Origin of the sequence: Pseudoclavibacter sp. RFBB5 (assembly GCF_002931555.1) — a bacterium.
Lineage (GTDB): Bacteria > Actinomycetota > Actinomycetes > Actinomycetales > Microbacteriaceae > Pseudoclavibacter.
Window position 1 is genome coordinate 180,142 of record NZ_PSTZ01000007.1, and the last position, 23,358, is coordinate 203,499.

Annotated in this window: 22 protein-coding genes; 9 read left to right on the top strand and 13 right to left on the bottom strand. The window is 70.0% G+C overall.

Annotation, left to right across the window (positions count from 1 at the left end; genetic code table 11):
* Positions 1-23: 23 nt before the first annotated feature.
* From C5B97_RS08830 to C5B97_RS08845, 4 genes are read right to left on the bottom strand one after another with little or no spacing between them, the layout of a single operon-like run.
* Entirely contained in the window at positions 24-1,802 is a 1,779-nt protein-coding gene (locus C5B97_RS08830) for a biotin carboxylase N-terminal domain-containing protein (RefSeq protein WP_258068082.1), read from the bottom strand.
* Complete coding sequence (locus C5B97_RS08835; protein ID WP_104311731.1) at positions 1,799-3,448, bottom strand: 5-oxoprolinase/urea amidolyase family protein; 1,650 nt, start codon at positions 3,446-3,448, stop codon at positions 1,799-1,801. Before C5B97_RS08835 ends, C5B97_RS08830 begins: the two co-directional genes overlap by 4 nt.
* 9 nt (positions 3,449-3,457) lie before the next feature.
* A complete protein-coding gene (locus C5B97_RS08840; RefSeq protein WP_104311732.1) occupies positions 3,458-4,270 on the bottom strand; it encodes a LamB/YcsF family protein in 813 nt (270 codons plus the stop codon).
* Between the two features lie 29 nt (positions 4,271-4,299).
* A complete protein-coding gene (locus C5B97_RS08845; RefSeq protein ID WP_258068266.1) occupies positions 4,300-5,454 on the bottom strand; it encodes an NRAMP family divalent metal transporter in 1,155 nt (384 codons plus the stop codon).
* A 319-nt stretch (positions 5,455-5,773) separates the two neighbouring features.
* On the opposite strand from C5B97_RS08845, the gene C5B97_RS08850 reads away from it, so the two are divergent.
* Together C5B97_RS08850 and C5B97_RS08855 are read left to right on the top strand one after the other, a co-directional pair.
* Positions 5,774-6,442, top strand: coding sequence for a GntR family transcriptional regulator (locus C5B97_RS08850; protein ID WP_104311734.1), 669 nt, complete (start codon positions 5,774-5,776; stop codon positions 6,440-6,442).
* An 83-nt stretch (positions 6,443-6,525) separates the two neighbouring features.
* Positions 6,526-7,230, top strand: coding sequence for a glutamine amidotransferase (locus C5B97_RS08855; RefSeq protein ID WP_104311735.1), 705 nt, complete (start codon positions 6,526-6,528; stop codon positions 7,228-7,230).
* On the opposite strand, the gene C5B97_RS08860 is transcribed toward C5B97_RS08855, so the two are convergent.
* The 8 genes from C5B97_RS08860 to C5B97_RS08890 form a co-directional block, all read right to left on the bottom strand.
* A complete protein-coding gene (locus tag C5B97_RS08860; RefSeq protein ID WP_258068267.1) occupies positions 7,227-8,033 on the bottom strand; it encodes an ABC transporter ATP-binding protein in 807 nt (268 codons plus the stop codon). The genes C5B97_RS08855 and C5B97_RS08860 overlap by 4 nt on opposite strands.
* A gap of 88 nt (positions 8,034-8,121) precedes the next feature.
* Positions 8,122-9,186, bottom strand: coding sequence for an iron chelate uptake ABC transporter family permease subunit (locus tag C5B97_RS08865; RefSeq protein ID WP_258068083.1), 1,065 nt, complete (start codon positions 9,184-9,186; stop codon positions 8,122-8,124).
* Entirely contained in the window at positions 9,183-10,229 is a 1,047-nt protein-coding gene (locus C5B97_RS08870) for an iron chelate uptake ABC transporter family permease subunit (RefSeq protein WP_258068084.1), read from the bottom strand. The genes C5B97_RS08865 and C5B97_RS08870 overlap by 4 nt, the downstream gene beginning before the upstream one ends.
* Positions 10,226-11,170 carry an ABC transporter substrate-binding protein gene (locus tag C5B97_RS17935; RefSeq protein ID WP_181026960.1) on the bottom strand — a complete coding sequence of 315 codons (945 nt, stop codon included), beginning with the start codon at positions 11,168-11,170 and terminating at the stop codon, positions 10,226-10,228. The genes C5B97_RS08870 and C5B97_RS17935 overlap by 4 nt, the downstream gene beginning before the upstream one ends.
* Before the next feature lie 76 nt (positions 11,171-11,246).
* Positions 11,247-12,005 (bottom strand): ABC transporter ATP-binding protein, encoded by a 759-nt coding sequence (locus C5B97_RS08875; protein WP_104311737.1) that lies wholly within the window; start codon positions 12,003-12,005, stop codon positions 11,247-11,249.
* Positions 12,002-13,051 (bottom strand): iron chelate uptake ABC transporter family permease subunit, encoded by a 1,050-nt coding sequence (locus tag C5B97_RS08880; RefSeq protein ID WP_104252722.1) that lies wholly within the window; start codon positions 13,049-13,051, stop codon positions 12,002-12,004. The genes C5B97_RS08875 and C5B97_RS08880 overlap by 4 nt, the downstream gene beginning before the upstream one ends.
* On the bottom strand, positions 13,044-14,057 hold the full coding sequence (locus tag C5B97_RS08885) for an ABC transporter permease (protein ID WP_104311738.1): 1,014 nt from the start codon (positions 14,055-14,057) through the stop codon (positions 13,044-13,046). The genes C5B97_RS08880 and C5B97_RS08885 overlap by 8 nt, the downstream gene beginning before the upstream one ends.
* 130 nt (positions 14,058-14,187) lie before the next feature.
* Positions 14,188-15,204, bottom strand: a complete 1,017-nt coding sequence (locus tag C5B97_RS08890; RefSeq protein WP_104311739.1) for a siderophore ABC transporter substrate-binding protein — start codon at positions 15,202-15,204, stop codon at positions 14,188-14,190.
* Positions 15,205-15,459: 255 nt separating this feature from the next.
* Between C5B97_RS08890 and C5B97_RS08895 the strand changes: the two genes are divergently transcribed.
* Complete coding sequence (locus C5B97_RS08895) at positions 15,460-16,659, top strand: FUSC family protein (RefSeq protein ID WP_104311740.1); 1,200 nt, start codon at positions 15,460-15,462, stop codon at positions 16,657-16,659.
* Between the two features lie 52 nt (positions 16,660-16,711).
* Entirely contained in the window at positions 16,712-18,877 is a 2,166-nt protein-coding gene (gene helR, locus C5B97_RS08900) for an RNA polymerase recycling motor ATPase HelR (RefSeq protein ID WP_258068085.1), read from the top strand.
* Between the two features lie 35 nt (positions 18,878-18,912).
* Here the strand turns inward: helR and C5B97_RS08905 are convergent, their stop codons facing one another.
* A complete protein-coding gene (locus C5B97_RS08905) occupies positions 18,913-19,338 on the bottom strand; it encodes a hypothetical protein (RefSeq protein WP_104311742.1) in 426 nt (141 codons plus the stop codon).
* A 229-nt stretch (positions 19,339-19,567) separates the two neighbouring features.
* Between C5B97_RS08905 and C5B97_RS08910 the strand changes: the two genes are divergently transcribed.
* The 5 genes from C5B97_RS08910 (at position 19,568) to C5B97_RS08930 (ending at position 23,358) form a co-directional block, all read left to right on the top strand.
* Positions 19,568-20,611 carry an NUDIX domain-containing protein gene (locus C5B97_RS08910; protein ID WP_258068086.1) on the top strand — a complete coding sequence of 348 codons (1,044 nt, stop codon included), beginning with the start codon at positions 19,568-19,570 and terminating at the stop codon, positions 20,609-20,611.
* A gap of 169 nt (positions 20,612-20,780) precedes the next feature.
* On the top strand, positions 20,781-21,305 hold the full coding sequence (locus C5B97_RS08915) for a pyridoxamine 5'-phosphate oxidase family protein (RefSeq protein ID WP_104311744.1): 525 nt from the start codon (positions 20,781-20,783) through the stop codon (positions 21,303-21,305).
* A gap of 123 nt (positions 21,306-21,428) precedes the next feature.
* The gene (locus C5B97_RS08920; protein WP_104311745.1) at positions 21,429-22,226 is read left to right on the top strand and encodes a tryptophan-rich sensory protein; all 798 of its coding nucleotides are present in this window, start codon (positions 21,429-21,431) and stop codon (positions 22,224-22,226) included.
* Positions 22,227-22,357: 131 nt separating this feature from the next.
* Positions 22,358-23,029 (top strand): FadR/GntR family transcriptional regulator, encoded by a 672-nt coding sequence (locus C5B97_RS08925; protein WP_104311746.1) that lies wholly within the window; start codon positions 22,358-22,360, stop codon positions 23,027-23,029.
* Positions 23,026-23,358, top strand: coding sequence for an L-rhamnose mutarotase (locus tag C5B97_RS08930; protein ID WP_104311747.1), 333 nt, complete (start codon positions 23,026-23,028; stop codon positions 23,356-23,358). The genes C5B97_RS08925 and C5B97_RS08930 overlap by 4 nt, the downstream gene beginning before the upstream one ends.

Below are 23,358 nucleotides of genomic sequence, written 5' to 3' on the forward strand. Positions count from 1 at the left end.
CGCGGGGCGCGGCGGCTCGGAGCTCAGCTCGCCTGAGCGACCTCCGCGAGCACCTCACCGGCCGCGATTGGGCTGCCCGCCTCGGCCCGGTGGCGCAGGGTGCCGGCGGCCTTCACCTGCACGGGCGTCTCCATCTTCATGGCCTCGACCACGGCCACCGCGGTGCCCGCCTCGACCTCTGCACCGTCATCGACGAGCCAGCGCAGGAGCGTGCCCGCCATGGGGGCCGCGACCGACGAGCCGGACCCGCTGCCAGCATCCGCTGCCCCTGCAGAACCTGCCGCGCCGGCGGGCGACACCGCGGCAGCCGAGCCGCCCGCGGCGAAGAGCGTCGCGGGGAGCCGCATGGCGACGCGTCGCCCGTCGAGCTCGATCCAGGTCGACACGACCGACGGGTCCGTCGGCTGGACCGAGAGCGACTGCTCCGGGATGCGCTCGGCGAAGGTCGTCTCGATCCATTGCGTGTGCACGCCGAAGCCCGGCTCACCGTCGGGGCCTTCGCCGCCGATGAAATCTGGGTCGTCGAGCACCGCGCGGTGGAAGGGCAGCACGGTCGGCACGCCCTCGACCTCGAACTCAGCCAGCGCGCGGCGTGCGCGGCGGAGCGCCTCCTCACGGGTGGCCCCGGTGACGATGAGCTTCGCGAGCATCGAGTCGAACTGCCCGGAGACCACGGAGCCGGTCTCGACGCCGGTGTCGATGCGCACGCCTGGACCCGACGGCGCGCGGAACAGCGAGATGGTGCCCGGCCCTGGCAGGAAACCGCGCGCCGGGTCCTCGGCGTTGATGCGGAACTCGAACGCGTGCCCGCGGGGCTCGAACTCGGCCGCCTCGAGCGCGAGCCCGTCGGCGATGCGCAGCTGCTGCACCACGAGGTCGACGCCCGCGGTCTCCTCGGTCACGGGGTGCTCGACCTGCAGGCGAGTGTTGACCTCGAGGAAGGAGATGATGCCGTTCGCGTCGAGGAGGAACTCGACCGTGCCGGCGCTGCGGTAGCCGGCCTCGGCGCAGATGTCACGGGCTGAGGTGTGGATGCGCTCCCGCTGCTCGGGAGTCAGGAAGGGCGCGGGGGCCTCCTCGACGAGCTTCTGGTTGCGGCGCTGCAGCGAGCAGTCGCGCGTGCCGACGACCACCACGTTGCCGTGCTCGTCGGCGATCACCTGCGCTTCGATGTGGCGTGGCGACTCGAGGAACTGCTCGACGAAGCACTCGCCGCGACCGAACGCGGCGACGGCTTCGCGACCTGCTGCGGCGAAGAGCTCCTCGACCTCGTCGAGTCGGCGCGCGACGCGGAGGCCGCGGCCGCCACCGCCGAACGCGGCCTTGATGGCGATGGGGAGGCCGTGCTCCTCGGCGAAGGCGCTCGCCTCCGCGGGGGAGTCGACGGGGCCGCTCGTTCCGGCGACGAGGGGCGCACCGACGCGCTCGGCCAGGCGGCGGGCAGAGATCTTGTCGCCGAGGAGCTCGATGGCCGCTGGTGGCGGCCCGATCCACACGAGGCCAGCGGATTCGACGGCCCGCGCGAAGTCGGCGTTCTCGGAGAGGAAGCCGTAGCCGGGGTGGACGGCGTCGGCGCCCGTCGCCTTGGCTGCGGCGAGGAGCTTGTCGGCGTCGAGGTAGGTCTCCTTCGACGTCTCGCCCTCGAGCGGCACGGCCTCGTCGGCGAGGCGCACGTGCAGGGCGTCGGCATCGGAGTCGGCGTAGACGGCGACGGAGGCGACCCCGTAGTCGGCGCAGGCGCGGGCGACGCGCCCTGCGATCTCACCGCGGTTCGCGATGAGGACCTTGCTGATGCGGGTCATCGGAGTTCTCCTGGGGTCTGGGTGAGTGGGGTCTGGGTGCGTGGCTGGTGGATGCGCGGTTCGACGATGCGGAATCGCACGGTGGCGCCGACGGGCAGCTGGCCAGCGAGGGGTAGGTCGTCGGTGATGACGGCGCCGAGCACGGGGTAGCCGCCCGTGAGGGGATGGTCGGCGAGGAAGAGCACGGGCTGCCCGCTGGGCGGCATCTGCAGGGCCCCGCTGACGCAGCCCTCGCTCGGCAGCTCTCCGCCCTTCGCGCGAGTGAGGGCGTCGCCCTCGAGGCGCACGCCGACGCGGTTCGACTGCGGCGTCACCTGCCACTCCTGGCTCGTGAAGCGGGTGATCTCCTCGGCGGAGAACCAGTCGTCGCGCGGTCCGAGCACGATGCGCAGCTCGACGCTGTCGCCGCCCGCGGCAGGCAGGTCCCGGTGCGCCGCGTCGGCGACGGAGATCGCCGGGGCGAGGGGCGCCGCGGGCTCGCGGACGCCGAGCACGTCACCGGCCTCGAGTGCGTCGGGGCCGAGCCCCGCGAGAAGATCGGTCGCGAGGCTCTCGAGCACGGGAGGTGCGTCGAATCCGCCGCGCACCGCGAGGTAGCTGCGGACGCCGAACGTGGGGGAGCCGAGCTGCAGCTCGTCGCCGTCGTCGAGGGCGAAGGCCGCGCCGAACGGCACGGTGCGAGGGAGGACGCCGTCCACGGTCAGCTCGACCTCGGCGCCGGCGACGGCCACCACCTGCGGGCCGTGTGCTCGCAGGCGCAGGCCGCCGTAGGCGACCTCCAGGGTGGGGCCGCCCGGGCTGTTGCCGACGAGGCGGTTCGCCTGCCGGTGGGCGGGCGCGTCCAGTGACCCGGAGGCTGAGACGCCCATGCTGGCGTAGCCGTCGCGCCCGAGGTCCTGGAACAGCGTCTGCAGGCCTGGGGAGACCACTTCGAGGGCGGAGCTGCGGCCGTCTGCCCCCTCGGGTTGCGCCTGATCGGTCTGCTTGGGTGCGTTCGCGCGTTCAGCGCTCACGGTCGCGCGCGCCCGCTCGGTCGCGGCGTCGACGCTGAACGTGACGATGTCGCCCGGCGCCATGAAGGCGGCAGGGTCGCGGTCGAGATCCCACATGGGGACCTCCGTGGTGCCGATGAGCTGCCAGCCGCCGGGGCTCTCGCGGGGGTAGACGCCGCTGTAGGTGCCGGCGAGGGCGACCGAGCCTGCGGGGATGCGGGTGCGCGGGGTCGACCGGCGTGGCACGTCGAGCACGGGGTCGTCGCCCGTCAGGTAGGCGAAGCCGGGCGCGAAGCCCACGAACCCGACCGTGAAGGTCGAGTTCGTGTGGCGGCGCACGACTTCGTCGGCGGAGATGCCGAGGAGGTCGGCGACCTCCGCGAGGTCCTCACCGTCGTACCGCGTTGGGATCTCGAGACGCCGCGGTTCTCCCGCACGCACGCCGCTGAGGTCGGCGCCCGCTGCTGCGGCTTCGATCTCCTCGGCGGTCACCCGTGCGGGCCGGAACGGGACGAGCAGGGTGCGGGCACCCGGCACCATCTCGCCGACCCCGGGGATGCGCAGGGCGGTCATGGCGTCGAAGAGCGCGATCGTCTCGTCGAGGCTGTCGCACTCGATGAGGACCGCGTCGTCGCGGGCGGTGAGGACTCTCATGGGGTGGGCTCAGCTCCTAGCGGTCACGGACGTGGTGGCCGCTGTCGCCGTGGCTGCGGGCGCGAAGGGGCGCAGCTCGACGCCGGCCTCGGTGAGCGCGAGCCGCACCTGCCTGGCCATGTCGGTGGCTCCGGGGCTGTCGCCGTGCACGCAGATCGAGTCGGCGCGCAGCTCGAGCGTGCTGCCATCGATGGCCTCGAGGAGGCCTTCCGTCGCGAGGCGCACCATGCGCTTCGCGACCTCGTCGACGTCGTGCAGCACGGCTCCCGGCTCCCGGCGGGAGACGAGGGTGCCCTGCGGGGTGTAGGCGCGGTCGGCGAACGCCTCGATCGCGGTGGGCAGGCCCGCCTCGGTCGCGAGGCGGAGCACGGCCGAGCCTGGCATGCCGAGGAGCACGAGGCTCGGGTCGACGAGGCGCACGGCCTCGACGACGTCGGCGGCCTGGCGCTCGTCGTGCACGATCGTGTTGTAGAGGGCGCCGTGCGGCTTCACGTAGCTGACGCTGGTCCCCTCGGCGGCCGCGAGTGCTTGCAGCGCGCCGATCTGGTAGATCACGTCGGCGACGAGGTCGTCGGTGGCGACGTCGATGTTGCGGCGCCCGAAGCCGGCCAGGTCGCGGTAGCCGACGTGTGCGCCGATCGCGACCCCTGCATCCGCCGCCCCCTTGACGGTGGAGCGGATGGCGCGCGGGTCGCCGGCGTGGAAGCCGCAGGCGACGTTGGCGCTCGTGACGATGCCGAGCATCTCCTGGTCGTCGCCGAGGGTCCAGCGGCCGAAGCCCTCGCCGAGGTCGCTGTTGAGGTCGATGGCACGTGCGTTCATGTGGTCAGCCTTTCGCTCGGGGATGCGGATCAGGTGTTGAGGAGGTCGAAGATCGGTCCGACCGCGTTGACCGCCATGTACCAGGTGATGACCGTCGCGAGCGTGCCGATGATCAGCAGCCACTTCGGGTACTTCGCACCGCCCAGCTTCGACGGGCGGAACCAGCCGATGTACATGAACAGCGTGAGGCCGATGGGCAGGATGAGGCCGTTGAAGCCGCCCACGAAGACGAGCAGGGTGGCTGGCGGGGTGCCGATGGACAGGTAGACGGCGAGCGAGAAGACGATGAAGCCCACGGTCCAGAAGTCGGCGGCGCGGCCGGCGATGCGCTTCGAGAACACGGGGAGGAACGAGACCGAGGTGTAGGCAGCGCCGATGATGCTCGTGAGGGCGGCGAGCCAGAAGATGGCGCCGAAGATGCGGAAGCCGGCCTCGCCCGCGGCTGCCTGGAAGGCATCGGCGGCGGGGTTGAGGGTCGTGTCGAGGACGACGCCGCTCGCGACGACGCCGAGGATGGCGAGGAACAGCACGTAGCGCATGACGCCCGTGATAACGATGCCGGTGACGGCGGCGCGGTTGACCTGTCTGATGTGCTCGGGTCCGGCGTTGCCGGAGTCGAGGAGCTTGTGCGCGCCCGAGTAGACGATGTACCCGCCGACGGTGCCGCCGACGATGGTCGTGATGGTGGCGAAGTTGATGGTGTCGGGGAGGATCGTCTGGCGCAGCGCGTCGCCGATGGGCGGCTGGGCCACGATCGCGACGATGACGGTCAGGAGGATCATGGCGACGCCCGCGACGATGACGACGCGGTCCATGACGATGCCGGCACGCTTGATGAGGAAGATGGCGATGGCGATCGCGGCGCTGATGACGGCGCCGATCTTCACGTCGAGGCCGAGGAGCACGTTGAGGCCGAGCCCGGCGCCGCCGATGTTCCCGATGTTGAAGACGAGGCCGCCGATGACGATGAGCACGGCGAGGACGTACCCGCTGCCCGGCAGGGCGTCGTTCGCGAGGGCGCTCGCGCGCTTCCCGGAGAGCGTGATCATGCGCCAGATGTTGAGCTGAACGGCGAGGTCGATGAGGACCGAGATGAGGATGCCGAAGGCGAACGCCGCGCCGAGCTGCTGGGTGAAGGTCGCCGTCTGCGTGATGAAGCCGGGGCCGATGGCCGAGGTGGCCATGAGGAAGAGGGCGCCGACCAGGGAGGTGCGGCGGGCTTTCGCGTACTGCTTGAGCTTCTCGGGGGTGCTCGCCTCGTCGGCGGCCGCGGAGCTGCCGGCTGGTGAGGCCGATGATGCGGGAGGAGGTGTAGAGGACATGACTCGTTCCAGTTCGGTAGGGGAGCAGCGAGTGATTGCGGCAACCCTACGGTTGTTCAACGCTGAGCAACAGATTGTTCAACGATAGACGCGTAAATGTCTTGTTACAAGATGTATCGGGGTTGTTTCCGGAATCCGATCGACGAGTTCGACGTCCGAGCCCGCCGGTAGAGTTCGAAGCGTGAACGCAGCCGACGAGACCCTCGACAGGGCCGAGCGGGCGGCCTCGAGCCTCCGCCAGATGATCGTCGCGGGCGAGATCGTTCCCGGTCAGCGCCTCTCGGAGAGCGCGATGACGGAGCGGCTCGAGGTCTCGCGCAACACCCTTCGCGAGGCGTTCCGCATGCTCACGGCGGAGCGGCTGCTCACCCGCCGCCCCAATGCCGGCGTCTTCGTCGCCGTCCCCTCGCTCGCATCCATCCTCGACATCTACCGGGTGCGACGCATGATCGAGGTGCAGGCGTTGCGCGCGGCCCCCGGTCGGCACCCGGCAGGCACGCGGATGCGAGAAGCCGTCGAGCGCGCGCTCCAGGGTCGCGAGGCCGGTGACTGGGCCGCCGTCGGCACCGCCAACATGGAGTTCCACACGGCGATCGTCGCGCTCGCGGACAGCGAGCGGCTCGACCGCGTGTACGCGAACGTCTCCGCCGAGCTCCGGCTCGCCTTCGGCTTCCTCGAGGACCTCGAGTACCTGCACGCCCCGTACATCGAGCTGAACCAGCGGGTGCTCGCGCTCCACACCGCGGGCGACACCGAGGGTGCTGCGCAGGCGCTCGACGAATACCTCGTGAGGTCGGAGCGCACCGTGCTGGCCGCCTACGCGCGCATCGCGCCTGAGCCGACGATCTGATCCGAGGACCGCGTCCGACGCTCTGCGCCGATCCAACCGCCACGCATCTGACGTCCCAACCCGCCCCCTTGAAGGAGCCCGCCGTGTCGCTCACCGCCCTCGTCGTCCGCCACGTGGTCTTCGAGGACCTCGGCCTGCTCCGTGAGGTGCTCACCGCGCGCGGGTACGGCATCCGCTACCTGGAAGCCGGGCAGGACGAGATAACCGCGGACGAGCTGCTCGCGGCCGACCTCGTCGTGGTGCTCGGCGGACCGATCGGGGTGGGGGATGCGGAGCGCTACCCGTTCCTCGCGCCCGAGATCGCGGCGATCAGAGCTCGGGTCGAGGCCGACCGCCCGACGCTCGGCGTGTGCCTCGGAGCCCAGCTCATGGCGGCAGCCATGGGCGCAGACGTTGCGCCGACGGGCAGGGTCGAGATCGGCTTCTCGCCGCTGACGCTCACGGAAGACGGAGCGGGCTCTGTGCTCGAGGGGCTGCGCGACGTGCCGGTGCTGCACTGGCACGGCGACCAGTTCGAGATTCCCGCCGGCGTCGCGCGGCTGGCCGAGACCCCGGGCTTCCCGAACCAGGCGTTCGCCGCGGGCCCGAACCTGCTCGGCCTGCAGTTCCACCTCGAGGTCGACCCGCAGATGGTCGAGACGTGGCTCATCGCGAACGCCTACGAGCTGGCGATGCACGAGCTCGACCCGCGGAAGATCAGGGCGGATGCGCTCGAGCTCGCGCCGCGCCTCACGGCCGCCGCGCGCGAGGTCGTCGGCGCCTGGCTCGACGGCCTCGCGCGCTCCTAGGCTGGCACGCCGGTCGTTTCGGCGTTGCTCCCTGCTCGGGAGAACGGCACCCCGCGCGGCACCACGAGCGGCCCGCCCGTGATGGGGTCGTCGATGACGACGTTCGGCAGGCCGTAGATATCCTCGACCCGCTCGCTCGTCACCACCTCGCGTGGCGTTCCCGACGCGAGGATGCGGCCGTCGCGCATCGCGATGATGTGGTCGGCGTAGCGCGCGGCGTGGTTGAGGTCGTGGAGCACGGCCACGATGGTGCGGCCGCTGCGGTTGAGGTGCGCGAAGAGCTCCATGAGCTCCACCTGGTGGGCGATGTCGAGGAACGTCGTCGGCTCGTCGAGGAGGAGGAGGTCGGTCTGCTGCGCGAGGACCATGGCAACCCAGACGCGCTGCCGCTGGCCGCCGGAGAGCTCGTCGACGCGTCGCGCCGCGAGCGGCAGGGTGCCCGTCGCGTCGAGCGCGTCGCGGACGGCACGCTCGTCGGCTGGCGACCATTGGCGGAGGAGGCGCTGGTGGGCGAACCTGCCGCGCCCGACGAGGTCGGCGACGGTGATGCCATCCGGGGCGAGCGCCGACTGCGGCAGGAGGCCGAGGCGGCGGGCGACGTCCTTCGCACGCATGCTCGTGATGGCCTTGCCGTCGAGCACCACCCGGCCGGCTTCAGGGGTGATGAGCCGCGAGAGGCCCCGTAGCAGGGTCGACTTGCCGCACGCGTTCGGGCCGATGATGACGGTGAAGGATCCGTCGGGGATCTCTGCGCTGAGCCGCTTGATGATGGGCGCGCCGTCGTAGCCCAAGGTGACCTCCACCGCTTCGAGGCGTGGCGCGCCCCGAGCCGGGATGACGGCGTCGGGCTGTGGACGCTCGTCTCGGCTGCCGGGAGCGGGGGCGGGGTGTCTAAGCACGGCGGCGGATCTCCTGAACGATGGTGACGATGAGGTAGAGGCCGCCGACGGACACCGTGACGACGCCCACGGGCAGGGTGACGGGAAGCACGTGCTGCGCGACCAGGTCGGAGCCGAGGAGGAGCAGGGCTCCGACGAGGGCCGAGAGTGGAAGGGAGAGGTACGGTGTCCGCGCGATCCGGCGGGCGATCTGCGGGGCGGCGAGGGCGACGAAGGCGACGGGGCCGATGACGGCGGTGGAGATCGACACGAGGCCGACCGCCGCGAGCAGGACGACGGCGCGCACGAGCTGCGGCCGAGTTCCCGTCGCGGCCGCCATGTCGTCGCCGAGATCGAGCTGGCGCAGCTGGGGAGCCGTCAGCAGGAGGAGCGCGAGGAGCGGGATGCCGCACGCGATCGCGCCGACGAGCGGCGGAGCTGTCACCCCGTTGAGGGTGCCAGCTCCCCATGCGGAGGCGAACATGGCGGTCTCGAGTTCGACCTCGAGCAGCATCCATGTGTTCAGGGACGCGAGCATGGCAGAGATTCCGATGCCGATCACGATGAGGCGGAAGCCCTGCGCGCCGCCCCCGCGCGCGAGCCCCCAGATGAGGAGGGCCGTGACAAGTCCGCCGAGGACGGCGCCCGCGGTCATGAGCGGCCAGGACGCTGAGAAGGCGACGACGCTCACGAGCATCCCGGTGAAGGCGCCGTTGGAGAGGCCGAGGATGTCGGGGCTCGCGAGTGGGTTCCTGGTGACGGTCTGGAAGAGGGCTCCGGCGGTCGCGAGGAATCCGCCGAGCACGATGGCCGCCACGACCCTGGCCAGGCGCCATTCGAAGACGACCGTGCGGTCGAGGGCGTCCCCGCCGCCGAGCAGGGCGCGCACGACGGCGTTCGGGGTCAGCGGGTAGGTGCCGAGGCCGAGGGCGAGGATGCCGAGTATCAGGATGGCGGCGGCCGCGATCACGCTGACGATCAGGGTCCGCACGCGGAGGGGCATCGCGAGGGGCCCGGCTGTGAGGAGCACCTGCCGGTAGCCGATGTCGACGCGGTCTGGGATGCGGGTGGTGCTCACGAGAGGGTGCTCGCCGTGCGCTGGCGTGCGAGGGCGATGAGCAGGGGTGCGCCCACGAACGCGGTGACGATGCCGACGGGGATCTCGGCGGGCGCGATGAGGACTCGACCCAGCACATCCGACAGGAGCACGATGACCGGGGCGAGCACGATCGAGATCGTGAGGATCACGCGCTGGTCGACGCCGAACACCCACCTCGCGACGTGCGGCACCATGAGGCCGACGAAGGCGATCGGCCCGGCCAGAGCCGTCGCGGCCCCGGCGAGGACCGTGACCGCGATGATCACGCCCACGCGAATGGCGCCGACGTTCGCTCCTTGCGCGCGAGCGACGTCCTCGCCGAGCGCAAGCGCGTTGAGCCCGGGGGCGAGCAGCAGCGCGCCGATCAGCCCGAGGACGATGAAGGGGAGCACCGGCAGGAGGACGTCGAAGCCCCTGCCGAGGAGCGAGCCAGCGTTCCACGAGCGCATCCGGTCGAACGCATCCGGGTTGCTCAGGGTCATGCCCGTTGTCATGCCGGAGAAGACGGCGCCGATGGCGACGCCGGCCAGGGTGAGGCGGATGGGGTCGGCGGGGCCGCGCCCCGCGGAGCCGATGAGGGAGACGGCGAGGGTCACAGCGAGCGCGCCGAGGAACCCGAGCCACACGAACGAGGAGATGTCGCGGAGACCGAAGAATGCGACGCCGATGGCGATGGCGAACGCGGCTCCGGCGTTGACGCCGAGGATGCCGGGGTCCGCGAGCGGGTTGCGGGTGAACGCCTGGATCAGCGCGCCGGCGACGCCGAGGGCGACGCCCACGATGATCCCCGTCACGGTGCGGGGCGCACGGATCTCGCCGACGACGTAGCGGGCCTCGGAGGAGCCGCCGCCCCGCAGCACGTCGAGGACGACGTGCGGCGGGAGCGAGTTCGAGCCGACCATGAGCGAGAGCACGACCGAGATCACGAGCAGCACCGCGAGGGCGGCGAGGCCGAGGGATGCTCGGCCTCGCCCGTCCACCCGGAGCGGAGTCGGCGCGTGGCCGGCGTGGGCGAGCGTCACTGCTGCGCTGCGAGGAAGCGCTCGATGTCGTCGAGCACCAGGTCGCCGCCCTTGGGGCCGACGCCGGAGACCCAGTAGCTCGTGTCGACGAGGGTGACGGTGGGGAACTCGGCGGCGTTCTGGGTGATCGCGGTCGGCACGGTCGACGTGTCCTCGACGTCTGCCGTCGTCACGAAGACGTAGTCGGCCTTGGCGTCGAGGATGTTCTCCGGCGAGATGTCGGCCTGCAGTCCGTCCTCCCACTGCTGCTCGGGAATGGTGAGCCCGGCGCATTCGAGTGCCCCGCCAGCGAATGACGTGGGCCCGTAGAGGCTGAGCGTCGTCTCGTCGCGCGGCCGGATGAGGTTGGCGGTCTTTCCCGCCGAGCCAGTCTGGCTCTTGATCTCCTCGCAGCGGTCGTTGAAGCCGGTGAGGAGTTCTTCGGCTTTGTCCTGCTGTCCGAGCGCCTCGCCGATGAGGAGCACGTTCTCCTGCCACGGGTCGGCCTGCGTGGCCATGAACACGGTCGGCGCGATGGCTCCGAGCTGGTCGTAGAGCTTCGAGTGGCGGGATTCGGTGCCCAGGATGAGGTCGGGCTTCAGCGCCGCGATGGCCTCGAGGTCGGGTTCCGGGACGGTCCCGACGGGCTCTATGCCGTCGACGCCGAGGTACTCGGGGATGCCCGCGACGTTGCTGGCGACGGCGGCACCGACCGGGGTCACGCCGAGGGCGACGGCCGTGTCGAGCTCGACGGGCTCGAGGACCACGACGCGCTGCGGGTCGGCGGGGACCTCGGCCGTGCCTCTGGCGTGCTCGACGGAGCGGGTGCCGGATGCTCCGCCCTCGTTGTCCCCGGATGCGGGGGTCTCTGCGGCGCCGGTCGCGCATCCGGCGAGGAGCAGGCCGGTGAGTGCGGCGCAGGCGATGAGGGCCGATGCCCTCCGTGTCGTGGATGAGTGCATGGGAGTGACTTCCGTGGAGGTGGATGGATGGATCGCTGGGTGCTGCGTGTCGAGTGCTGCCTGGGTGGGCCGCGACTCACCGGTAGTAGACGGCGAGCGGGTAGTCGCCGTCGTGGCGCACCTCGATCGGGGTGCCGAAGACGTGCTCGAGGGTCTCGGTCGTCATGAGGTCCTTCGGGCTGCCGGAGTGCGCGAGCTGCCCGTCGGTGAGGGCGATGATGTTGTCGGCGTAGGCGGCGGCGAAGTTGATGTCGTGGATGACGATCACGAACGTCTTGCCGAGTTCGTCCGCGGCTCGGCGAAGCTGGCCCATCATGGCGACGGCGTGCTTCATGTCGAGGTTGTTGAGGGGCTCGTCGAGGAGGATGTAGTCCGTGTCCTGCGCGAGCACCATGGCGACGTAGGCCCGCTGCCGCTGCCCGCCGGAGAGCTGGTCGAGGTAGCGGTGCTCGAGGGTCGTGAGGTCGAGGAACTCGATGGCCCGGTCGATGTGCTGCTTGTCGGCTGGCGTGAGCCGCCCCTGCGAGTGGGGGAAGCGGCCGAAGCCGACGAGCTCCCGCACCGTGAGGCGGGTGACGAAGTGGTTCTCCTGCCGGAGGATGGAGACGACCTTCGCGAGGTCGCGGCTCTTCGCCTTCGTCACATCGTGGCCGCCGACGGTGACCGTGCCGGTGCTCGCATCCGTCAGCCTGCCGACGATCGTCAGCAGCGTCGATTTGCCGGCGCCGTTCGGGCCGACGAGGGCCGTGATGCCGCCTGCGGGGATGTCGAGGGTCACGGGCCCGAGCACGGTCGCCTTGCCGTAGGTCTTGGTGACGTTCGAGAGCGAGATCACAGGGCGCCCTTCCTGAGTAGGTACACGATGAAGAAGAGGCCGCCGACGAACTCGATGATGATCGAGAGGGTGCCGGCCGCGTAGAACACGTGGCGGAGCACGAAGTAGCCGCCGAGCAGGGTGAGCATGCCGAGGAGCATCGCGAACGGGATGACGTGCTTGTGCTGCGAGGACCCGGTCAGCTGGTAGGCGAGGGTCGCGACGATGAACCCGAAGAACGTCATGGGGCCGACGAGGGTCGTCGAGATGGAGATGAGCACGGCCGTCAGGATGAGGAGCACCGTGACCTTGCGCTTGTAGGCGACGCCGAGGTTGACGGCGGTGTCGCGGCCGAGGGCGAGCACGTCGAGGGTGTTCCTGGTGCGCCAGATGAAGGCGAGCACGACCGCGATGATGAGCGCGGCCCACGGCAGGTACTCGGGGTTCGAGTTGCTGAGGTTGCCGAAGAGCTTCGCCGAGAGCACGTCGAACTCGCTCGGCGTGAGGAGGCGCTGCATGAAGGTCGAGAGCGAGCCGAAGCCCACGCCGAAGACGACGCCGATGAGCAGCATGATGTGCAGGTTGCCGCGCTTGCCGGAGAAGAGCCACGTGTAGAGCACGGTCGCGAAGCCCACCATGAGGAAGCTCTGCAGGAACACCTTGGGGAGGCCGTCGGTCGAGGCGAGGGCCGCGCCGCCGAGGAAGAACACGAGGGCGGTCTGGAAGACGACGTAGATGGCGTCGAACCCCATGATCGATGGGGTCAGGATGCGGTTGCCGGTCGCCGTGTGGAAGAGCACCGTGGCGACGGCCTGGCAGGCGGCGACGATGATGACGGTCGCGACCGTGACGACCCGCAGGTTGACGGCGAGCCAGAAGCCGCGACTGCCGGGCTCCATGGCGATGTCGTAGGTGAGCACGCCGACGGCCGAGAGGACGACGAGGGCGCCGAGGATGCTGAAGCGCAGCCAGAGGCGGGGCGGCTTGGCGGGCTTGGACGCGTCGCTGACCTTGTCGCCGACGCGGCGGGCCGTGGATCTCGGGAGGCGGGGCACGGTGTCAGCCATCGCGCCGCATCCGGAGCAGGAGGGTGATGAAGACGGCGGCGCCGACCATGCCGAGGATCATCGAGACGGGCAGCTCGAAGGGCATGCGGATGACGCGGCCGATGATGTCGCAGACGATGATGATGCCCACGCCGAGCACGCACACCCATGGCAGGTTCGACCTGAGGTTGTCGCCGCGGGCCATGGAGACGAGGTTCGGCACGATGAGCCCGAGGAACGGCAGGAAGCCGACGACGACGGTCGTGACGCCGGTCGCGATGGCGACGAGCGCGGTGCCGATGAACATCACGAGGTTGTAGTTGACGCCGAAGTTCGTGGCGATGTCCTTGCCGAGGCCGGCGACGGTGAAGCGGTCGGCGACGAAGTAGGCGATGACGACGATGATGGCGACGATCCACAGCACCTCGTAGCGGCCGCGCACGACGCTCGTGAAGCTGCCCATGAACCAGGTGCCCAGCATCTGCAGGTAGTTCGTCTCGATCGCGAGCCACGTCGTGAAGGCCGAGACGACGGCGCCGAGCATGATGCCGATCAGCGGCACGATGAGGGCCGAGCGCAGCGCGACGCGGCGCAGCACGGCGAGGAAGACCATAGTGCCGATGAAGGCGGAGGCGCTGGCCATGACCATGCGGGTCGTGAGGCCGGCGGTGGGCACGACGATGTAGCTGACGAGCAGGCCGAGGGCGGACCACTCGGTGGTGCCCGTCGTCGTGGGCTCGACGAAGCGGTTCTGGGTGAGCAGCTGCAGGATGAGCCCCGAGACGCTCATGGCGCATCCGGCCAGCACGAGGGAGACGGTGCGGGGGACGCGGGAGATCCAGATCATCTCGCCGCCGAACTCGTTCCCCGCGATGTCGTAGGCGCCGACGAAGAGGGAGAGGACGGCGAGGCAGAGCACCACGGCGATGCCCACCGGGAGGGCGCCTCGGCGGTTGAGGAGCGGCACGCGGTGCGCGGGGGTGATCCGCGGCGCCGATGCGGCCGGGGGTGGGGCTGTTGCTGTCATTCGCTCGCTGTCATGGGCTGGCGGGCTGGGTGCTGTGCTGCGTCTGCTGCGCGTCTGCTGCGCTGTGCCCCGCTGCCCGGACGACGTGGGGGCGCCTTCCGAGCGGCGGGGCACAGCGCGGGTGCGCTGCCTAGCTGTTGGCTCCGGCGAACGCGGCAGCGACGTCGGCGTACAGGCCGGTGTAGGCCTGGATGCCCTCGTCGAGGTAGAACGTCGGGTCGAGGTAGACGATCTGGTTCTTCTGCACGGCTGGCACGTTCTGGAGTGCCTCGGCGCCCGCGATGAGGTCGGCAGCTGCGGTTGCGCCCTCTTCGCCGGTGCCGGCGTCGCGGTCGAGCACGATCATCCACTCGGGGTTGGCCTGCGCGATGGCCTCGACGCTGATGTCGTCGCCGTGGGAGGCGTCTTCAGCGGTCTGGTCGATGGCCGGGGTGAGGCCGATCGTGGGGAAGAGCTGGCCGACGCCGCGGCCCTCACCCGGTGCCGCGTAGGCGATCTCGCCGCCGGAGGTGATGAGCCCGACAACCGAGTCGGTGCCGTTGTAGGCGCTCTTCGCGTCGGCGATGGCCGTGTCGAAGGCGGCGATCGTCTCTGCGGCCTCTTCTTCCTTGTCGAAGATCTGGCCGAGGATCTCAACCTGGCGCTTCAGCTCACTCGTCGCCTCTTCGCCGTCGCGGGCGTTGATCTCGATGGTGGTGGGCTGGATCGCCTTGAGGTCCGCGTAGTAGTCCTGGAAGCGGTAGCCGCCGATGATGAGGTCGGGGTCGGCCTCGATGACGGCCTCGAGGTCGGGCTCGCGGTGGAGGCCGACGTCGAGCACCTCGTCGCCACCGGCGAGGTCCGGCCAGACGCTCTCCATGAGCGGCTTGGGGGCCGCGACGACGTCGATGCCCCAGTCGCTGAGGGTCTGGAACGTGGTGTTGTCGAGGGCGACGACGCGCTCCGGGTTCACGGGCACTTCGATCTCGCCGTGGTTGTCGGTGATCGTGACGGTTCCGGACGCTGCTGCCGCGGCATCCGCATCGGCGGCAGGCGCGGAGTCGGCCGGGGCGCATCCGGCGAGCAGGAGCGCCGAGATGGCGAGGAGGCCGGCTCCCTGGATACGTGCGGCGGTGCGCCGGGTGGGGGCGGTGAGCGTTTTGGGCATGGCGGATCCTCGGTTCGGGGATGGGCTGTGTTTCGCGCACAGGTGATGTTTCGGGCACGGATGTGAAGCCGCTGCAGGGGCCGCACGGGCGCTTCGGAGCGGACGGGCCAAGCCTGCGAATCGTGCTGATCATCCAGCGCGACTCGGCTTCGAGTAAGGCGAGCCTATCTTAAGTTCTGGGGCCGGGTTGGGCGATCTTGAGTGGAGCTCCGGGGAGAAGGGCCCGGCGCGTGACAGGCGCGAGACAATGGGGTGATGCTTTCTCCTCGTCCTTCGATGATCCCCGGTTGGCGTGACCTCACGACGATGGGCCCCTACCGCCGCGATCACTGGGTGGCGCTTCGGGTCGCCTTGGCGATCGGGGTGCCGCTGGTGCTCCTGTGGGCGACGGGGTCGATGCCGCTCGCGATCTTCGCCGTCTTCGGAGCGTTCACAAGCGTCTACGGTCGTGGGCTCAGCGTGTTCGGTCGGTTCCGGATGCAGTCGATCGCGGCGGGTTCGCTCCTCGCGTCGGTCGGCGTGGGCGCCGTCATCGCGCTCTCGCCTGGCCGGGCTCTGCTCGTGCTGCCCGCTGCGGCGATGTGGGCGTTCCTCATGTCGCTCCTCGGCGACCGTGTGCGTTGGGCTCCGCCAGGGCCGATGTTCCAGATCTTCGCGCTGGCCGGCATCGCGGCGCTCGCGGCGGGTGGTGAGGTGCTGCTGGTCGGCATCGGCGTCGCGGTCGTGACGGCGGCATGGTCGCTGCTGCTCGGGCTCGCGTTCGGCGCTGTCGGTGCCGTCGTGGATCGGGCGCGTGCGCGCACCGGGGCAGCCGCGACGTCGCAGCCGTCGAGTGCCGCTGCCGCTGGGACCGCCGCCGCTGCCGCTGGGGCCGATCCGGCACGCGCTGGGGCCGCGGGTGCTGGTGCCGACGAGGCACGTTCGGGTCTGGCGCCGGTGACGGGGTCGATTCGGTCGGTCCGCCCGGCGCGTTCGTCGGCGATCGGTCGGGCGACGATGTTCGCGGTCGGCACCCTCATCGCCGGTGCCATCCCGTTGCTGATCGGCATCGGGCATCCGTACTGGGCGATGGTGTCTGCGATCGCGGGTCTGTCTGCGGCGACGGGGTTCCATCGGGTGCTGCGGGCGACGCATCGACTTGTGGGCACGGTGCTGGGTCTTGGCGTGGCAGCGGTGCTGTTGGCGTTCGAGCCGAGCGGCTTGGTCGTGGTGCTGCTGGTGATCGCGCTGCAGGGTGGGGTGGAGCTGTTCATCGTGCGCAACTACACGATCGGGTTGCTGTTCCTGACCCCGCTGGTGCTGGTGATGGGCCGCCTGGCGGGTGACGTCTCTGCGGGCCAGCTGCTGCTGGAGCGCGGCGTCGAGACGGCCATCGGCGTGGCGGTCGCGATCGGCATCGCGGTGCTGCTCGAGTGGAGGCCCAGATGGCAGTCGCCTGCCTCTTCCAAGGTATAGATCACCAGGGGGCTTGCCGCAAGACCCCGTCGAGGCACCAGAATGAGCGATCGTGACATCTCCTGTTGAAGTCTTTGCCCTGCCGCCGCACCTGTCGTTCAAGTCGGACCCCGAACTCGTCGGCGAGGATGCCAGCCAGTTCGCGGCGATCGCTGGGGCCCTGTCGCGCCAGAAGCGTGAGCTGGCGTCGCGGCTCGACGAGCTTCGGCTCACCGATGGAGGGGCGGGGCAGCAGGCGCTCGACCGCGATACGGAGATCCACCGCCTGTCGCGGCAGCTTCGCGGGCTCGAGCGGTTCGGGGTGGACGCGTGCCTTGGGCGTATGACGCCGGCGGACGGGTCTCCGGATGTCTACGTGGGGCGCTTCGGGCTCGCGGATGAGGACGGGCGGCGCCTCCTGATCGACTGGCGGGTGCCGGCGGCTGAGCCGTTCTTCGCGGCGACGCACGCGAATCCGCTTGGCCTGGCGAGTCGGCGGCGGTACCGGTGGAACGTGGAGCGGGTCGTCGACTACTGGGACGAGGTGTTCGTGCCCGAGGAGATGGCGGGGCGGGTGGCGCTCGACGACCAGTCTTCGTTCATCGCGAGCCTCGGCTCCGCGCGGTCTGGCGAGATGCGGGATGTGCTCGGCACGATCCAGGCCGATCAGGATGCGATCATCCGGGCGGGTTCGCGCGGTGCCCTGGTCGTGGATGGCGGGCCGGGAACCGGCAAGACGGTGGTCGCCCTGCACCGCACGGCGTTCCTGCTCTACTCCGACCCGCGCTTCAAGCAGGGCCGCGGCGGGGTGCTCTTCGTGGGGCCGAGCCGCCCCTACCTGAACTACGTGGCGAACGTGCTGCCGAGCCTCGGGGAGGACAGCGTGCAGCTGTGCACGCTGCGCGACCTGCTGCCCGAGGGGGCGGATGCGCGTGACGAGGCCGACGCATCCGTCGCCCGCCTGAAGTCGTCGCTCGATCTGGTGCGCGCCGTGGGCAAGGCGGTGCGCTACCACCAGCGTCCGCCACGTGCACCGTTCACGGTGACGACGACGGACTCGCAGGAGCTGACGCTCGACGCGGCCGACTGGGCGGAGGCGTTCGTGGCCTACGAGCCTGGGCTCACCCACAACGAGGCTCGAGAGCAGGTGTGGGAGGAGGTGCTGCGACTGCTCGTCGACAAGCGCTCGCCGAGCGCGTCGGAGCACTCGGTGCGGGCGACGCTCCTGCGCGACGAGCGGCTGCGGGTTGCGTTCGCGAAGGCGTGGCCGCTGCTCGATCCGGCCTCGGTGATCGCCGATCTGTGGTCGGTGCCGGCGTACCTGCAGTGGTGCGCTCCCGAGCTGGGTGCCGATGAGGTGCGTCGGCTGCAGCGCCCGGATGCTCGTGCTTGGACTGTCTCGGACCTCCCGCTCATCGACGTGGCGAGGCGCCTCACGGGCGACCCGAACGAGTTCCGGCAGCGGGCGCGACGGGCTGAGGCGCTGGCGTCGCAGCAGGAGAACATGTCGCACGTTGTCGACAACCTCATCGAGGGCGATGACGACGGGGAGGGGCTGGTCACGATGCTGCGGGTCGAGGATGCGCAGCAGTCGCTCATCGACGAGGATTCCCTGCCGCCCGTCGACTTCGACGAGCTCGCGGGGCCGTTCGCGCACGTGGTGATCGACGAGGCGCAGGAGCTGACGGATGCGGAGTGGGCGATGCTGCTGGCGAGGTGCCCGTCGAGGAGTTTCACGATCGTCGGCGACCGGGCGCAGGCGCGTCACGGGTTCCGAGAGACCTGGGAGGAGCGTCTGGCGCGCGTCGGTCTGCCGAAGGTCGAGGTCGCCCAGCTGACGATCAACTACCGCACGCCGGAGGAGGTCATGCTCGAGGCCGCACCCGTCATCCTCGAGGCCCTTCCCGACGCGAACGTGCCGGTGTCGGTGCGCAGCAGCGGTCTCCCGGTCGTGTACGGCGGTGTCGCTGAGCTGCAGGGCGTGCTGGACGCGTGGCTCGACGAGCACCTCGACGGGATCACGTGCGTCATCACCGCGGTGGGCAGCGACCGGTCCCTCGCCTACGACAACCGCGGGCGCGGGCGCTCGCTCACTCCGGAGACCGCGAAGGGTCTCGAGTTCGATCTCGTGGTGCTCATCGACCCTGACCGCTTCGGAACAGGCATCGAGGGTGCCGTCGACCGCTACGTCGCGATGACGAGGGCGACGCAGCAGCTGGTGGTGCTGACCACGGAATGACGGTGCCGCGACGGGTCGTGCTTGCCGGGCGGAGCTCACGCGGCGACGGCGAAGTACTCGGCCTTCTCGAACAGGCGCACGCCCTCCCTGGACGCGAGGAGCTGCGCCCGCACGGACAGTTCTCTCACCTCGCAGACGATGCCGAGCGCGGCAGCCCAGAGACGCTCATCTGAAGTCGAGTCGCCGGGCCCAGGTCTCTCCCACGTGAGCATGACGCTCGCGGCCTGCAGCTCGTCGATCATGCGGGAGATGACGCTGGCGATCCGCTCGAGCTGCGGGTGGGTCGGGCGTTGCGGGTAGGCCTCGATCGGCATGAGCACGGGGAGCGCGTGATCGTCGGCGTCGAGGAACATGAGCCAGAGCTGGCGCCGGTAGGCCTGTCCGACAAGGGCGGTCACATGACGCAGGACGTCCTCGTCGGTGGTGATGGGGTCGGTCATCGGGGCTGGGATCGCTGTCATGGCACGAGTCTGCGCTGGCGACTCGGGACGCGGCCGCCTTTCTCGCCCGCTGTGCACGGGCCCGCATCCACAGGCCACGCGCCTGCGAAGTCGAGCGGAGCGCCTGCGTGGCGAGCTCGGGCGGAGGCAGGTGGGGGGCGGGCTCGAGACGGCGGGCGGGCGTCGAGGTCTGTGACGCCGAGCACCCGCGGGCCTTGGCAGGGTGGCCGCGCCGTGTGAAGCTGACTGGGTGACGACTTCCCCCGCCAGCAAACAGGTCTCGCGACGCCTGCACGGCCCACGCGATCCGGGTGACGCGTGGGTGTACTCCGACACCGGTCAGCGCTACTGGGGCAGGTTCGGCGCGGCAGGTCTGGTAGCCGTGGACCCGCAACGCGGGATCCTCCTCCAGCACCGTGCCGAGTGGAGCCACCACGGCGGCACCTGGGGCATTCCGGGCGGCGCCCTCCACGAGGGTGAGCTGCCGAGCGTCGGGGCGCTGCGCGAGGCCGCCGAGGAGGCCGGAGTGCCTGCCGAGGCCATGACTCCGCTCTTCACCAGCGTGCTGGAGCTCGGTTTCTGGCGATACACGACGCTCGTCGCCCGCGTCGTCCACCCCTTCGAGCCGGTGATCGCCGACGCGGAGAGCCTCGAGCTGCGGTGGGTCCCCATCGACGAGGTCGACGACCTGCCCCTCCATCACGGGTTTGCTGCCGCCTGGCCCGAGCTTCGGTCCGCGCTCGCGGTGCGGCCGGTGGTCATCGTCGATGCGGCGAATGTCGTCGGCTCGGTGCCGGATGGCTGGTGGCGGGACCGCGCCGGCGCTGCCGAGCGTCTGCTCGCGAAGGTGCACGCTTTCGCGCTCGCCGGAGCGCGAGCCGCAGTATCCAGCGTCCCGACCGCGGCCTCCGGGTCGACCTCGGGCGCTCCCTCGCACGCCTCCCGAAGTGCCACCAGCGCGGGCGTCCCCGCGGCAGACCTCGGACTGACCGGGGATCGGTGGTTCCCGGAGTTCGCTGTCGTCGTCGAAGGTGCCGCGCGGGATGCCAGCTGCCCGGCGGCCAGCGAATCTGTGAAGAACGCCGCGGTCAGCGTGGTCCGGGCCACCGCATCCGGAGACGACGCGATCGTCGACGAGGCTCGTCGTCGCCTGGCGATGGGGGAGTCCGTGACGGTCGCGACGAGCGACCGGGAGCTGGGCGAACGTGCGGTGGCGGTTGGTGCCAGCGTGCGCGGCGTGGGGTGGCTGCGGGATCTGGTCGGCTACGGGGACCGGCGCTCCCTCGAGCCGTAGCACTCGCCCTGCGCGGTCCTCCCAGGTGGCACGCCGGGAGTGCACGGCGGGCGTTCGGGCGACACGAGGGGACTTCGGATGCCGCGTGCGTACGTTCGCGGAGTCCCGGTAACGGGAGCGCCCCGAGCGGGCGCCTCAGCGTGCAGGATTCGACCCCGAGGAGCAGTACATGACTGACCACACCACGCACGACGGCCACGGCGCGCACTCGAACGCGACGCAGTCCGATGAGGTCGCGAAGATCGCGAAGCTCGTTAAGGACTTCCGCTTCGCCATGCTCACGACGATCGAGGGCTCGGGTTCGCTGGTCGCGCATCCGCTCACGATCCAGGAGGCGGAGTTCGACGGCGACCTGTGGTTCCTGATTCAGAAGGACTCGACCACGGTGCGGAACCTGGGCGCGGACTCGCGTGCCGGGGTGTCACTGAGCTCGAACGACTCGTGGGTCTCGCTGTCGGGCACTGCCGGACTCGTGGATGCGCCGGAGAAGGTGCGCGAGCTGTGGAACCCTGCGGCGGAGGCGTGGTTCCCGAACGGACCAGAGGACCCGAACGTGGGCGTGCTGAAGTTCTCGGCGAGCGGTGCCGAGTACTGGGACAGCCCGGGCGGCCGCATCGCGACTGCCTTCAGCTTCATCAAGTCGAAGGTGTCCGGCGAGCCGCTCGAGGGTGACAACGCCAAGGTCGAGCTGTAAGCAGAACTGCAGCAGGCTTCGGTGGTCCGGTCCCGCGCTCAGCGGGGCCGGGCCACTCGTCTCGGCGGGCACGGGCTCGTCAACACCCACGGCCCATTCAGTTAGATCGTTTAGCTTCTTTGCATGTCCTCCGATCTGCTTCGTCGTCTGTTCGTGACCGTCTCTGGAATCCTCTGCGTCGTCGGGACCCTCTTCGGGGTGGGCCTGTTCGGCGGCACCGAAGTCAACCAGTCGTCGAGCGGCAACCTCTCCGCCGACGCCACACTCATCGCTCCCGCCGGCACCGCGTTCTCGATCTGGTCGGTCATCTACCTGGGCCTGTTCGCGTACGTCGTCTGGCAGTGGCTGCCGAAGCAGGCGCACTCCGCCAAGGCGCGGGCCACCGGCTGGTGGGCCGCCCTCTCCATGCTCCTCAACGCGGGGTGGCTGCTGGTCACCCAGTTCGGCCTCATCTGGGTGAGCGTCGGCGTCATCGTCGCGCTGCTCGCTGTCTGCATCGTGCTCGTGAGCCGTATCGCCGCGCATCCCGCCGAGAACTGGGGTGAGCGCCTCGCCGTCGACACAACGTTTGGCCTCTACCTGGGCTGGGTGTCGGTCGCCACGCTCGCGAACCTTGGTGCCGCCATCGTCTCGACAGGTGTCGAAGCTGAAAGCACGCTCGGCGAGATATCCACGACGGCCGCACTTGTCGCCGTCCTCGGTGTTGCGACGTTCTACATCTGGCGTTGGAAGAACCTCGCCGTCTCTGCCGCCATCATCTGGGGTGTCGCCTGGGTCGGCTTCGGGCGGCTCTCGGATGCACCCGAGTCGACGCTCGTCGGCGTCGTCGCCCTCGCGGTTGCGGTGCTCATCGCCGTCACCGGCCTGCTCGCGAAGTCCATCGACTGGCGCAGCGCCAAGAGCTCAAATGCTCTCGCCTGAATCGCAACGAGTAGCAGCGTTGTTCAGGTCTGTGCCCGAAAGCTGCAGAGCTCGAGGGGTTCGTTGAATGAACTCACCTGTTGTTCGTCTCCCTGCGCGTAGACATCGGATGATTGCACTAGCATGTGGCTATGGCAGTTACCGATGGAGCTATTCTGCGAATCAAGGAGATGATCGTCTCCGGCGATCTTGTGCCTGGCTCGAAACTTCCGCCCGAGAAGGAGCTGAGCGAGCGCCTCGGTCTCTCGAGGAGCTCGTTGCGCGAGGCGGTGAAGGCGCTGGAGGTCATCCGGGTCCTCGACGTCCGGCGAGGCGACGGAACGTATGTGACGAGCCTCGAGCCGCGCCTGCTCTTGGAGGCCATGAACTTCGTCGTGGACCTGCATCAGGACGACAGCGTCCTCGAGATCCTGGCGGTCCGACGCATGCTGGAGCCACAGGCGGCCGCGGTTGCGGCGCGTGAGGCATCTCCCGAGCAGCTAACTCGACTCGAGGAGATCCTGAGCGAGATCGACGACGACACCGAGGTCGAGGGGCTCATCGAGCACGACCTTAAATTTCACCGGCACATCGTCGAGAGCACGGGCAACAAGTACTTGACGAGCCTCATCGACTCGCTCTCGAGCCGGACCGTTCGGGCTCGCGTCTGGCGCGGCATCACACAGGCAGGCGCAGTTTCCCGCACGGTCGACGAGCACAGGGCGATTCTGGATGCGCTGCGTTCGGGAGACACGGAGCTCACGGCCGCGCTCACCCTCGCGCACGTGTCCGGTGTCGAGCGCTGGCTGCGAGACGCGCGATGAGGGTCGCGCTCCACTCGGAGATCAAGCCCGGTGCTGTCGACCAGTATCGGGAGAGCCACGCCGTCATTCCGGAGGAGCTCGTCGCCACGTTCGATCGTGTCGGCATCAGCAGCTGGACGATCTTCCGGTCGGGCCTGCGGCTCTTCCACGATGTGATCTGCGACGACTGGGATGCGGCGAACGAGGTGCTCGACGCGGACCCGGCGAATGCCCGTTGGCAGCAAGACATCGGACGCTTCGTCGAACTCTTCCGAGACTCGGATGGTGGCGAGGGGTATGCTCCACTCGAGCTGATGTGGGATCTCGAGCTACAGAAGCGGCGCAGCTGA